Origin of the sequence: Winogradskyella eximia (assembly GCF_003386165.1) — a bacterium.
Lineage (GTDB): Bacteria > Bacteroidota > Bacteroidia > Flavobacteriales > Flavobacteriaceae > Winogradskyella > Winogradskyella eximia.
The window spans coordinates 1,198,863-1,212,630 of the sequence record NZ_QRDV01000001.1; the positions used below are offsets into that span (position 1 = coordinate 1,198,863).

Sequence of the window (13,768 nt, forward strand, 5' to 3'; positions counted from 1 at the left end):
AACGAACAGTAATTCTTAGAAACTATGTTTAAAAATTATTTCAAAATAGCACTCAGAAACCTCTGGAAGAACAGAACATTCACAGCACTCAATGTCGTAGGTCTTACAGTAGCATTCGGAGTAGCTCTATTATTAGGCATGTTTGCGGTTTTTCAATTGTCTTTTGATCGCTTTCATGACCATGGAGATACGATTTATAAAGTGTATTCAGAAGATAGTGGACCATACGGTATTGAAGCCAATACCTCAAAATCTGAACCTTTTGCGGCAGCACTTCGTGATGAGGTTACAGGAGTAGAGAAAATTACACGTTATAGTGGTTCTGGAGTTTTATTAACGTATCAAGACAAGCAACTCGGTATGGGGACTGCTTATGTGGATCCCGACTTTTTTGAAATGTTCAGCTTTCCCATTGTAAAAGGAGATACGGAAAATCCAATAACGTCAGAGTCTTCGGTTGCGATGACAGAACAGGCTGCAAAACGCATATTTGGAGATGAGAATCCTATAGGGCAAACCGTTACTATTTTAAGAGATGAAGTAGAAGTGCCTTTTAATGTCACCGCGATTATTGAAGATTTTCCGGATACAAGTTCTATAGGTTTTGATATCGTGCTCAATTTTAAAAGCCAAAATGAACATGCCTACGCCAGAACTGTAGGACGTTGGGACATGGAGAATCATGAGGTGTATATGCAACTTTCTGAAGGTTTAAAACCTGAGCAATTTGAGAAAAGCACAGCAGATTTTACCCAATTACACTATAAAAATGAGATTGATAATGCCAAGCGTGATGGTTTTGAGCCTAATGCAGATGGCCTTTACAGACAAATAAAAGTATTGCCGTTGGCAGATGTTCGCTTTGCTAATTTTAATCAAGGAGTGGTTAGTGTCAATCGTACCATGCCGTATTTAGTTTTGGGAATTTCTTTTTTAATTCTGTTTATCGCTTGTGTGAATTTTATAAATATGAGTATTGCCAAAAGTTCACAACGTTTGCGCGAGATTGGCATGCGAAAAACACTTGGAGCCAATAAAAAACAGCTCTTCTTTCAGTTTTGGGGAGAGAGCATTTTAGTGTTTTTAATGTCTATAGGTTTAGGGATTTTATTAGCTGTGGTGTTACTGCCTTATTTTCAAACACTCTTTAGAACGCAAGCTTCATTGGCAACGTTACTAAATCCATCATTACTGATTTTGCTAATTTTTAGTGTTTTGCTAATTACATTAATTGCAGGTGGTTATCCTGCATTACTCATGAGTCGTCTTGGAACTTTACAAAGTTTAAAAGGAAAGCTACAGGTCAATGGTAAAAATCGTTTACGTAATAGTTTAATGGTTTTACAATTTGGGATTGCTATTTTATTGATAAGTGGTACGCTTGTACTTTGGGATCAGGTAGAATTTATGCGAACTAAAGATTTAGGGTTTAATAAAGATCAGGTCATTGCTTTTCCGCTTAATGGAAAACTCAACGATCAAAAAGCTATAGAATTACTTCGAAATACGCTTCAGGATAAGCCGAATATTGTGAGCATCACAGCATCCAATAATATTTTAGGTATTGGTAAAGATGGTAATCGAACAACGAGTGTCTTAGGTTTTGAGCACAAAGGGCGTGGAGTGGATACGCATATGTTAGTTGTTGATGCCGATTATGTTGAAACTTTAGATTTGAATATTATTGAAGGCCGTTCATTTCGAAAGAATTTAGTGAGCGATAGTCTATCGGTTATTATCAATGAAGCGATGGCCAAACAGATGAATGAAGACGATATTTTAGCATCTCAAATCACACTAGATGATGCTTCATACAATATCGTTGGAGTAATTGAGGATTTTAACTTTCAGGAATTAGATCAGCATATTGCACCTATGACCTTATTTGCACTTCCTAATTGGAATCTAAGAAATGTCTATGTTAAAGTCACATCTCAAAATTTAGAACAGGCTTATGATGATGTAAAAACAGCTTGGAATACCATAGAGCCTAATGTGGAGTTTCAAGGCTCATTTTTAAATGAAAATATAGAACGGACCTTACGCAACGAACGCACTATGATTACCATGATTGGTAGTGGATCAATACTAGCGATTATCTTAAGCTGTATCGGTTTGTTTGCCATGTCATTGCTTATTGTGGCACAACGACGAAAGGAAATTGGTGTACGTAAAATTGTTGGTGCGAGTGTCTCTGCAATTACGGTATTGCTTACCAAAGACTTTCTGAAATTAGTTGTTATTGCATTTCTTATGGCTACACCTATTGCGTGGTGGACCATGAATAAATGGTTACAGAACTATCCGTATCGTATTGATCTTAATATTTGGATTTTCCTTGCAGCTGGTGGAATTGCCGTGTTAATAGCCATGCTAACCATAGCTGTAAAGACAATAAAAGCCGCAACATCTAATCCTGTAGAATCTTTAAGAACGGAATAACTAATCCATTAAATCATACACATCATGATTAAAAATTATTTCAAAATAGCCTGGAGGAATCTTATGAAGCATAAGGTGTTTTCTCTAATTAATATCATAGGTCTTACTATAGGGTTAAGTGCGTCGTTTGTAATTGGTTTAATGGTGTATTATGATGCTACCTTTGATGACTTTCATAAAGATGGTGACCGCATTTATAGAGTGGTTACCGATTTAATTAGTCCAGAAGATACCTTTTCTATTTCTGGAGTCACCTTAGCATTAGAAGATGAAATAAAGGATGATTCCAATTTTGAAACGGTTGGTAGCTTTTATATAGAACGCCCTTCAAAAGTTGAAAATAGAGAATTAGGTTCGCAATTTAAGTGGCCAAACTTCGTCATTTTTACAGATGCCAATTATTTTAAGATTTTCAATTACACGTTTTTAGCAGGAGATGAAACTAACATCTTATCACATCCAAATAGTGTTATACTAACTGAAAATAGAGCAGCAGATTACTTTCCAAATACGGTGCCTTCAGATATTATAGGAAAGACTCTAGTTTATAACGATTCCCTTAATGTTACTGTAACAGGTATTGTTGAAAATTTTAAAGAAAGAACCGATTTTGTGTTCGAAGAATTTATAGCAAAACCTCTTCTTTTGCAAACCCGATTACGAGAAAATTTCCTCAATTTAAATTGGAATAATACAAATGATGCTTCACAACTCTTTGTAAAAGTAGCTTCTAATGCCGATGTATCAGCCATACAAAATCGTCTTGATAATTTAGCTGCAGCGCACCAAGATGAAGATTCAAAAAAATATGGTGATGAGCAAAAGTTTGGATTACAACCGCTATCAGATATTCATTTTAATGAAAAATATGGCATCTATGATTGGACAAAAGGGCAAGCCAATAAATCACTATTGACAAACTTGGCTTTAGTGGCTGTATTCCTCTTATTATTAGGCTGTATCAATTTTATTAACCTCAATACAGCTCAAGCATCTCAACGCGCCAAAGAGATTGGTATTCGTAAAACCTTAGGGAGTTCTAGGAAGCAATTGATTAGTCAGTTTATGGGAGAGACCTTTTTATTGGTGCTTATATCTGCTCTATTGTCTGTTTTACTTTCTAAATGGTTAATAAATGTGTTTTCAGATTTTGTGCCAGATGGTCTAAATTTTGAGCTTTTTAAATCGCCTTTAATTGTTGTAAGTGCCATCGTTTTATTAATTATAGTAACCTTTTTATCAGGATTTTATCCAGCCCTAATTTTATCAAAATTTAATACCGTTTCCGTATTAAAAAATCATTTAGCTGTTGGCGATAAAAAGGTGAAACTAAGAAAGTTTTTAACCATTTTTCAGTTCACCATTGCTCAGATTTTCATAATTGCCACCTTATTGGTTGGTAAACAAATTAATTTTCTACTCACTACAGATATGGGTTTTAAAACGGATGCTATTATTTCTGTTTATAGTCCAAGAGGTGAGCGTGAAGTTTCCAAAAAAGAGCTTTATGCTGAAAAATTAAGAGCTATTCCAGAAATAAAAGAAATTAGTATAGGTGGTACACCTCCAGCATCGATATCTACAAATAGCACCTCTCTTTCCTATAACAATGGTGAAAAAGAGGTTAATACCGATTTGCAATTTATTTTTGGGGACATTAATTATTCTAAAGTCTTTGAGTTAGATATTTTAGCAGGAAGAAGTATAAGAAATGATACGGTTAAAGAGTTAGTCATAAACGAAACCTGTAGAAAAAAACTAGGTTTTAAAAGTCCAGAGGAAGCCGTTGGTAAGATCGTTTTGTTAGGTGGTGAGAATGTTCCGATTGTGGGTGTTATGGCCGATTTTTTTCAACGTTCATTGAAAAGTAATATTAAACCTATGGCATTTCGTGGCGATTGGAACCGTCCAGATTGGAGTCAATTTCAGGGACTACATTTAGCGTTGCAAAATGAATCTTCCGAAGGCTTAAAAACAACATTGTCTAAAATTGAAAATGCTTATAAATCCGTCTATACAGAAATAGATGATTATCGCGTAGAGTTTTTAGACGAAAGCATTCAAAATTTCTATAATCGCGAACGTAAAATGTCTAAACTATTAAATTGGGCTACGGGCTTATCTATTTTAATTAGCTGTTTAGGATTATTGGGTCTTGTAATTTATACCACAAACAGACGTGTAAAAGAGATAGGAGTACGCAAAGTTTTAGGTGCTTCATTATTTCAAATTAACACAATCCTATGTAAGGAATTTTTAATCTTGGTTGCGATTGCTTTTGTAATTGCGGCACCAATTGCTTGGTATGGGATTAATAATTGGTTGCAAGATTTTGCCTATAAAACGAGTATTGGTTTCTGGGTGTTTTTAGTAAGCGGATTAGCTATGATTTTCTTTGCTTTAATAGTCATCAGTGTAAAGACGCTTCAGGCTGCAAATGCCAATCCTGTAGATTCATTGCGTTCAGAATAAAGTGTTCGATTACGAACAAATAGTGTACTAAAAACGAACACTATTAAATTTTGAATTAAAGTTAATTTGTTGATAGTCAATAGTTTATGGTTTTGGCATCATCTTCACTATATAGTGAGTAGAAGTAATTAATTCAGTTGAAAAATAGTATGATTTTAAATTATATAAAAATAGCATTCCGGACGTTACGTAAAAATAAAGGGTATAGCTTTCTGAATATTTTCGGATTAGCCATAGGAATTACGTGTGCCAGTTTAATCTTTCTATGGGTTGAAGATGAGTTGAGTTTTAATTCGGAATTTGATAAACAAGATCAAGTCTATTATGTGCCAACGCATCAAGAATATGATGGAGAATGGCGAACGTTCAATTCTACACCAGGACCATTTGCGGAAGCTATGAAAACTGAAATTCCAGGAATTGTTAAGGCATCGCGTACCAAGCATAGAGACTTTTTATTTGCGGTTAATGATAATGCCATTAATAGCGGTGGACGTTTTGTAGATGCCGATTTTATTGAGATTTTTAGTTTAAAGTTTGTAGAAGGAAATGCTAAAGACGCCTTTAAGAATCCGGAAGCTATTGTTATTACTAAAGAAACCGCAGAACAGCTTTATGGAGAAAACACCAAAGTATTAGGCAACGTCTTAACTATAGATAATAAAGACCAATACCTCATTACTGGAGTGATTGGGAATTTGCCGAAAAACGTGACGTTTCCTATCAACTGGATTGCACCATTTGAACGTTGGAGTGGAGATAAAGAATGGACCAATGAATATGGTAGTTTCTTTGCAGATACCTTTGTAGCATTATCACCAGAAGCTGATTTTAATGCTGTTGATGCACAAGTAAGAGGTTTATTAGAGAAAAAAACAGGAGATAGTGATTCAAAAGCATTTTTACATTCCATAAAAGATTGGCATTTAAGAGATCATTTTGAAAATGGAAAGCAAGTGGGAGGACGCATTGATTCGGTTAGACTATTTACCATCATTGCTTTAATTATTTTACTCATTGCGTGTATCAATTTTATGAATTTATCTACAGCACGAAGTGAAAAACGGGCTAACGAGGTTGGAGTGCGTAAAGCCATGGGCTCTGGTCGTACACGATTGATTTTTCAATTTATTTCAGAAGCTTTAATTCTGGCGTTTATAGCAACTTTAGTGAGTGTTTTATTACTTTTTATGTTATTACCACAATTCAATTTACTTATAGAGAAAGATTTAGTTTTAGGATTGGCTAAGCCGTTACATATGGTCTTTTTATTAGGGATTACGTTGGTGTGTGGCATCTTCGCAGGACTGTATCCGGCTTTTTATCTATCCTCATTTAAGCCTGTTGAGGTTTTAAAAGGATTAAAAGTTACACAAGGTTCTGCAAATTATATCCGGAAAGGGCTCGTTGTTGGTCAGTTTACAATTTCAATCGTTTTTATCATTTGTACGATTCTCGTGTATCAACAACTTCAGCATATAAAAAATAGAGACTTAGGTTTTGATAAAAACCAATTGATTTCATTGAATGTCAATGGGACGATGATTGAAAAATTTGATGTCATCAAACAAGATTTAATACAAACAGGAGCGGTTTCAAGCGTCGGTTTAAATAATTCTGGGATTCTAAATGGAGGTAATAATGGTTCTAACTTAACTTGGACAGGAGGTACAAATACTGAAGATGTATTAATTTTCTTTAGATATGTCAGTTCCGATTTTTTAGAAACTGCAGGTATGGAAATCGTTGAAGGTCGTGGGTTTTATGAAAATATGGCAAAAGACAGTGCGAGTGTTTTAATTACAGAATCGTTTGCTAAACTGATGGGACAAGGCAGTGCAATTGGTAAAAAGATAGATCGAGGAGATGTGTATACAGTTGTTGGCGTTGTAAAAGATTACCTATTTGATGACATGTATGGACAAAGCGACCCTGTGATGTTTTTTAACTATCATGGTGAAGCGAGTTATATGTATTTAAAAACAAATCCTAAAATAGGAACTAGCGATGTGTTGTCTAAAATTGAAGCGGTAATGAAAAAACACAATCCAGCGTTTCCTTTTGAATACAGCTTTGTAGATGATGCTTTTAATGCCAAATTTAAAAGTGAACAACTTGTCGGAAAGTTATCTCAACTCTTTGCTTTATTAGCAATTCTTATTTCGTGTTTGGGACTTTTTGGACTGGCGGCTTATACCGCAGAGCAGCGTAGTAAAGAAATTGGAGTTCGTAAAGTTTTAGGAGCAAGTGTTGCAGGCATCGTAAAATTATTATCTAAAGACTTTTTAAAACTCGTTGGTCTTGCCATTGTAATTGCTATTCCTATGGCTTGGTATGTTATGGATAATTGGCTAGGAAATTATGCATATCGTATAGAAATCAATTGGTGGGTTTTTGTCATAGCTGGTGCCGTAGCGATTGTAATTGCGATGGTAACGGTAAGCTTTCAGGCTGTAAAAGCAGCATTAGCAAATCCTGTGGATAGTTTAAAAACGGAATAAAATGATTTTGTAAAAGAAAAAAAATATAAGATTATGATTAAGAATAACATAAAGTTAGCATGGCGTAGTATTCGGAAAAACCGTTTGTTTTCAATGATTAGTCTTACAGGATTAACTCTTGGTCTGTTAGCTTGCATAAGTGTTGTCAGTGTTGTTTTGGATGATTTCTCATACGATTCGCAATGGTCGCGCAAAGATGATATTCATCGCCTGTTGACGAATGTAGATATGGGTAATGATGTGTCTAATAAAATGTCGGCGTCTTGGGCAGGTTTAAGACCAGCATTAATGGATAATTTCCCAGAGGTAGAAGCGGTAACAAATATTTATACAGTAGATCGACATATTAAAAAAAATATAGAGGACACTGATGTTATAGATTTAAAGGCATTGGAAACGGATTCTCTTATTTGGGATTTGTTCGATTTTAAAGTAATTTCTGGTAATCCAAAACAGTTCATTCATGGTAAATCAAATCTTGTTTTAACTAAAACATTAAAGGATAAATTATTTCCAGATGAGGATGTTATTGGTAAAATTGTTTTCAGCATTCCAAGTTTTGGTAGCGAACCAACCCCGTTTTTAATCACAGGTATCATAGAGAATATACCTAGTAATACACACTTAAGGGCAGAAGCACTCATAATTGAGAAAGGGCGTTTAGAGGCATTGTATAAAGAACAGTATGGTTCATTTACGAGAAATTATGTTCTATTTAAAACAGGAACAGATGTCAATAAATTTTCAGAAAAACTAAATACTTGGTATACAGATTTTGTAGGTGGTGAAACTAAATATTCTTATGAATTTCAGCCCATTTCAGATACTTATCTTAATTCAGAATTTGATAATGAAATTGATATTAAAGGTAATAGGTCAACAGATTATATTTTACTGGGAGTTGCTATTTTAGTATTGTTTATTGCTTGTGTCAACTTTGTGAATCTAAGTGTTGCACGATCTTTAACACGTATTAAAGAAGTTGGTGTACGAAAAGTTATTGGTGCAGATCGAAAGCAGATTATCACTCAATTTTTAGTAGAATCATTAATGTATTTCGTGATTGCTTCTTTGATAGCATTACCAACGTTTTATCTCATAATCCCTTTTATAGAGCAGTTTATTGGTCATGCTTTACAAGTATCATTATTAAGTAGCTTAGAATATTTGAGCTTAGGATTTGTAGCTGTTTTTATAGTAGCAGTAATAACAGGTACATATCCTGCATTTTTAATTTCTGGTTTTAAGCCAATGAATTCTTTAAAAGGTTTAATTAATAAGAATGAAATTTATGGCCAACAATTCATTCAAAAAGGATTAGTTGTTGTTCAATTTTCTATCGCAATTATAGTATTAGTTTCTGTATTTATAGTTAAATCTCAACTCGATTTTATCAATAATAAAGATTTAGGTTATGATGAAGAAAATCTGTTAGCTATTAACCCAACATCATGGGATGGTAAAGGAGAAAGTTTTCATAAGGAAATAACCAATATTCCAGGAGTAACCTCTGCAAGTCTTGCAAATTGGAGACCTACATTTGGTTCTGGTGGGATGCTAAAATCAATTGATAATCCAAATAATCTAGGTTCAAAAATGCAAGTCTGGTTTATTGCTGGTGATGTGCATTTACCAAAAACATTAGGTGTTAAGCTGATTTCTGGGCGATTGTTTGATGAAAAATTGATAACAGATGCACCACAATCAAAACCAATTGCATTTAATAATGAAGAGAAAAAAGTAAATACGCAACCTTCAATATTAACCGAGTTTACAGCTAATGCATTACAGGTTACAAAAATGAATACAACAATACCAGAATTAGAAACAAATCCAATTGGCATTGTAAAAAGCTTTCATACCCAATCTTTGAGATATGACTTTAAGCCTGTTGTTATTGTTGGAGAATCGAATCCTGATTATAGTAGTATGCTTATTAGAGTAAAAGAAGGAACTTCGAGTGAGGTTACAGCGAAAATAAACAAGATTTGGAAACAAATGTTTCCGAATAAATATCTCGCAATGAATTGGGTAGATGATCTTGTGGAAAAGCAATATTTAGAAGAAGATCGTTTGCAAAGCTTCTTTTCCTTTTTTAGTATGTTAAGTCTTTTATTGTCTGCAATAGGTGTTTTTGGTCTTGTAGCGCAATCTACAGAACAACGTATTAAAGAAATAGGAGTACGTAAGGTTCTTGGAGCATCAGTTAAATCGATAGTCGTTTTATTTAGTAAAGATTATGTAAAGTTAGTGGCCATTGCGATTGTGATAGCTTTACCTATTGCTTGGTTTGCAACATCAAAATGGTTACAAGATTTTGCTTACCGAATATCAGTAGAATGGGTAGTTTTATTATTGGCGGCTTCAATAGTTTTGGTTATTGCATTAACAACAGTGGTAGTTCAGTCAATTAGAGCAGCCATAAGAAATCCTATAAAAAGTTTAAGAACAGAGTAAAAACACATCAATCAAAATGAAAAACACACTATTAAGTCTAAACGAAGCCACCAGAACCGTAAACTCAGGTAGCAATAAAGTCACGTTATTAGATAATATCAATTTGAATGTAGAGGTGGGAGAATTCATATCACTAATGGGACCTTCTGGTTCTGGGAAATCAACCTTGTTGAATTGCATTGGCATGTTAGATCATTTTACAGATGGAGGCTATACGTTTTTAGGAGAGCCTGTGCATAGCATGAAAGAAAAAAACAGATCCAAATTGTATAAAGAGTACATCGGATTTGTATTTCAAGCCTATCATCTTATTGATGAATTAACAGTTTACGAAAATATTGAAACCCCTTTACTCTATAAAAGTGTAAAATCTTCGGAACGCAAAGCGATGGTAGCCGATATGTTAGATCGTTTTAATATCGTTGGAAAGAAAGATTTATTCCCAATTCAATTAAGTGGAGGGCAACAGCAATTGGTCGGCATTGCTAGAGCATTAATAGGAAAGCCAAAGTTGATTTTAGCAGATGAGCCAACAGGGAATCTAAACTCTAAGCAAAGTGAAGAAATTATGGAGCTCTTTGCGCAATTAAATAAAGAAGGAGTCACCATAATCCAAGCCACACATTCAGAAAGTAATGCCGCTTATGGCTCTCGAATTATAAATTTACTAGACGGAAAAATAGTCTAATTATCATAAATAAAAAGGCATTTCGATAACGTTGCGTCACTTCGAGTGAAATTTTCGCTTTTCAGAAAATTTTGTATCGAGAAGTAATATGTAGATATAAGATTCTCGATACATTTCTCGTTCGCTCGAAACACTCGAATTGACGATGCTGTAAGATTAATTATTCGACACCTAAATAATTAAAAAGAAACAAATCATGATACATAAACTTGTAAGATTAATCATCATTGTACTGATGAGCTGGGCTGGTTTTGCTCAAAATGAAACAAACAAAAGTTATACTTTAGACGAATGCATTGCAGTCGCTTTAGAGCATAATCTCGATTTAAAATCAACCAATTTACAAGCCAATTCAGCAAAAGTAAATTATCAGCAGTCTAAAGCTAATTTGCTGCCAAGTCTTAATGGAAATTTTAGTCTGGGTGTTAATGACGGAAGAAGTATTGATCCATTTACCAACGCTTATATTAATCAAGAATTGACATTTTCAAATTTAGGTTTGAGTTTAGATATGACCATCTTTAATGGCTTTCGATTATTGAATTCGGCTAAACAAGAGCGATTGAATAAAAAGGCATCAGAGTTAGAAATTGAAGCCGCGCAACAAGATTTAATTTTGAATGTAACTTTAGCATATCTTCAAGTTTTAAATGCTAGAGATGTTTTAGAATTAACTAAAGCACGACTAAAAACGACTAAACAACAACTTAAAATTCAACAAGATTTTTACGACAACGAATCTGGAAATCCAGCAGATTATGCAGATATTTTAGGACAAGTGGCAAGCGATGAAACTAGTGTTTTGTCTTCTGAAAGTAGCTTAAATAATACCAAACTGAACTTAGCACAATTAATGAATTTAAAAGAAAACGTCAATCTAGCGACAGATGGATTAATCCTGGATTTTGAAAAATACAATTTAAGTTCGGATGCCGTTTTTGAAGAATCTATTCAAAATTTAGCCACATTTAAAGCTAAAGAATTACGTGTTGAAGCCGCTAAAAAAGGTGTCAGTGTTGCAAAGTCTCAATTTACACCCGAAATATCGCTTTTTGGTGGTGTCAATACCAATTACTCAAGTGCCGCAGAACTGTTTACGGCAACAGGATCAAACGTTGTGGGAACTGGCGATTTTGTTACGGTTGATGGTCAAAATTTACCAATTATGACAGAGCAAACTAATTTTGCTTCAAAAAGTATTGGTTACAAAGATCAATTAGATAATAACTTAAATACTGTGGTTGGCGTTGCAGTAAATGTGCCATTGTTTAATGGGTTTAGAGCAAAAAACAATGTGGCTTTAGAAAAAATTAGAGTAGAGGAGTCTATCATAGAATTAGAGCGTACCCATGTAGATATAAAAAATGCCATTGCTCAGGTTTATTTTGATATGGAAGCTGCCTATAACCGTCATCGAAGTTTAGAAAAACTAGTTGACGCTTACCAAGAATCCTATCGCATTAATGATATCCGATTTAAAAATGGAGTGTCTAATTTCTTAAATTATATTACGAGTAAGAACAATTTAGACAATGCCAAAGTGAACCTTGCCAATGCAAAATATGAATACTTGTTACGTGTAAAAGTTCTAGATTATTACAGAGGCATTCAGATTTAATTTAGGAATTGTAGTTTCATTTTTATGATGTGTTTTAGTTTTAATTAGTAGTTTATCAGGATTTACTAATAGCATTAATAATTAAATGTTTTGAATTAATCAGTGCTAGTTCTAAATTATAGTTTTACGATATGAAAGTTAGAATACTATTCTACACTTTCTTAAAACGAAATGTTTAATCTATAAAACTAGAAATTATGAAAATTAAAAATTCAATAGTATCGATGGCATTACTGTTTGTAACTGTATTTGCATTTGCTCAAAATAAAGATGATATGCGCGTTATGAAAGATGCTGAAAAAGCGATAACAACTTTAAAACAATTGGATAGAGGATTAGAGAAATTTTTTAATAATGCTTCAGGCTATGTTGTATTTCCAAATGTAGGTGAAGGAGCATTGATTATAGGAGCTGCATCGGGAAACGGTGTATTATATGAAAACGGAGTGTCAACTGGCATGGCTGAAATGAAAAAACTAGACATTGGGATGCAAGCTGGTGGAGAAGCTTATACACAAGTTGTTTTCTTTGAAACCGAAGAAGCCTTAAATGAATTTAAAGAAGGGAATTTTGAGTTTTCTGCTGAGGCTAAAGCTGTAATTATAGATGAAGCTGTAAGTAAAAATGCAAACTATAATGATGGAGTAGTTGTGTTTGCAAAATCTAAAGGTGGAGTTATGGCAGATGTTTCAATTGGTGGTCAGAAGTTTAGTTATTCTGAGTTTTAAACCAATCTTCAAATTATAAGTTAAAGCCGATTATTAAAATCGGCTTTTTTATTGTATTCAAATTAATTTACAATTTAAAGGCGTGTTTAATTTATTAAAATTATGCAGCTCTGATGAGAAGTTATTCTTTATAAAAGTGATAGAATTCTATTTCGTCTTTAAGTAAATATCCTCATTCATAATATATGTTCTTTTTTAATATTAACAATTCCTCAAAATAACATAGTGATTTATGTGAATTTTAATATTAAATTTGATTAAAATCAAAATTGAGTAAATATTAATCTAGTGCTATAGGCTTTATAATGAAATTATTGTTAAAATTCGATTTTACTAAAGTTTGCAATGCTGTTTTAAAGCAGAAGTTGGAAACACATCAATTCAATTATCAACAAACAGCTTTTGGTGAGATAGAATTGATGGATAAAGTGTCTGAGGAACAATTAAAGACTTTTCATGAAGATATTAATAGTTTTGGAATTGAGGTTGTTGAAGATCCTAAAAAAATTGTGATTCAAAAAATTAAAGATGTTATTGTAGATATGGTCTTTAATGAAAAGGATATAAACGTGAAGACTTCAGTTTACTTAGCTGAGCAGCTAGAAGAGAATTACAACTATTTGTCTAATCTGTTTTCAGAAGTGACGTATACTTCCATAGAAAATTTTATTATCTTACAGAAAATAGAATATACTAAGATTTTATTGACAAGTGAAGAACTTTCGCTCACCGAAATAGCATTTAAACTTAACTATTCTAGTGTGGCGCATTTAAGTAAACAATTTAAAAATACAACAGGTATTACACCTTCAGCTTTTCAGCGTATTATTGCTAAAAGAAAACAAATAAATTAACCTAACCG

Annotated in this window: 8 protein-coding genes; all 8 read left to right on the forward strand. The window is 33.4% G+C overall.

Annotation, left to right across the window (positions count from 1 at the left end):
- Positions 1–24 precede the first annotated feature (24 nt).
- The 8 genes from DFQ10_RS05000 (at position 25) to DFQ10_RS05035 (ending at position 13,760) form a co-directional block, all read left to right on the forward strand.
- Entirely contained in the window at positions 25–2,442 is a 2,418-nt protein-coding gene (locus DFQ10_RS05000; RefSeq protein ID WP_115816255.1) for an FtsX-like permease family protein, read from the forward strand.
- 24 nt (positions 2,443–2,466) lie between these two features.
- Complete coding sequence (locus DFQ10_RS05005; RefSeq protein ID WP_115816256.1) at positions 2,467–4,914, forward strand: ABC transporter permease; 2,448 nt, start codon at positions 2,467–2,469, stop codon at positions 4,912–4,914.
- Positions 4,915–5,063: 149 nt separating this feature from the next.
- Positions 5,064–7,415 carry an ABC transporter permease gene (locus tag DFQ10_RS05010; RefSeq protein ID WP_115816257.1) on the forward strand — a complete coding sequence of 784 codons (2,352 nt, stop codon included), beginning with the start codon at positions 5,064–5,066 and terminating at the stop codon, positions 7,413–7,415.
- A 33-nt stretch (positions 7,416–7,448) separates the two neighbouring features.
- Positions 7,449–9,872: an ABC transporter permease gene (locus DFQ10_RS05015; protein WP_115816258.1), complete on the forward strand. Its 2,424-nt coding sequence runs from the start codon at positions 7,449–7,451 to the stop codon at positions 9,870–9,872.
- Positions 9,873–9,888: 16 nt separating this feature from the next.
- Positions 9,889–10,560, forward strand: a complete 672-nt coding sequence (locus DFQ10_RS05020) for an ABC transporter ATP-binding protein (RefSeq protein WP_115816259.1) — start codon at positions 9,889–9,891, stop codon at positions 10,558–10,560.
- 196 nt (positions 10,561–10,756) lie between these two features.
- The gene (locus DFQ10_RS05025) at positions 10,757–12,178 is read left to right on the forward strand and encodes a TolC family protein (RefSeq protein ID WP_115816260.1); all 1,422 of its coding nucleotides are present in this window, start codon (positions 10,757–10,759) and stop codon (positions 12,176–12,178) included.
- A gap of 197 nt (positions 12,179–12,375) precedes the next feature.
- On the forward strand, positions 12,376–12,906 hold the full coding sequence (locus DFQ10_RS05030) for a lipid-binding SYLF domain-containing protein (protein ID WP_115816261.1): 531 nt from the start codon (positions 12,376–12,378) through the stop codon (positions 12,904–12,906).
- A gap of 305 nt (positions 12,907–13,211) precedes the next feature.
- Positions 13,212–13,760: a helix-turn-helix domain-containing protein gene (locus tag DFQ10_RS05035; protein ID WP_115816262.1), complete on the forward strand. Its 549-nt coding sequence runs from the start codon at positions 13,212–13,214 to the stop codon at positions 13,758–13,760.
- Positions 13,761–13,768 lie beyond the last annotated feature (8 nt).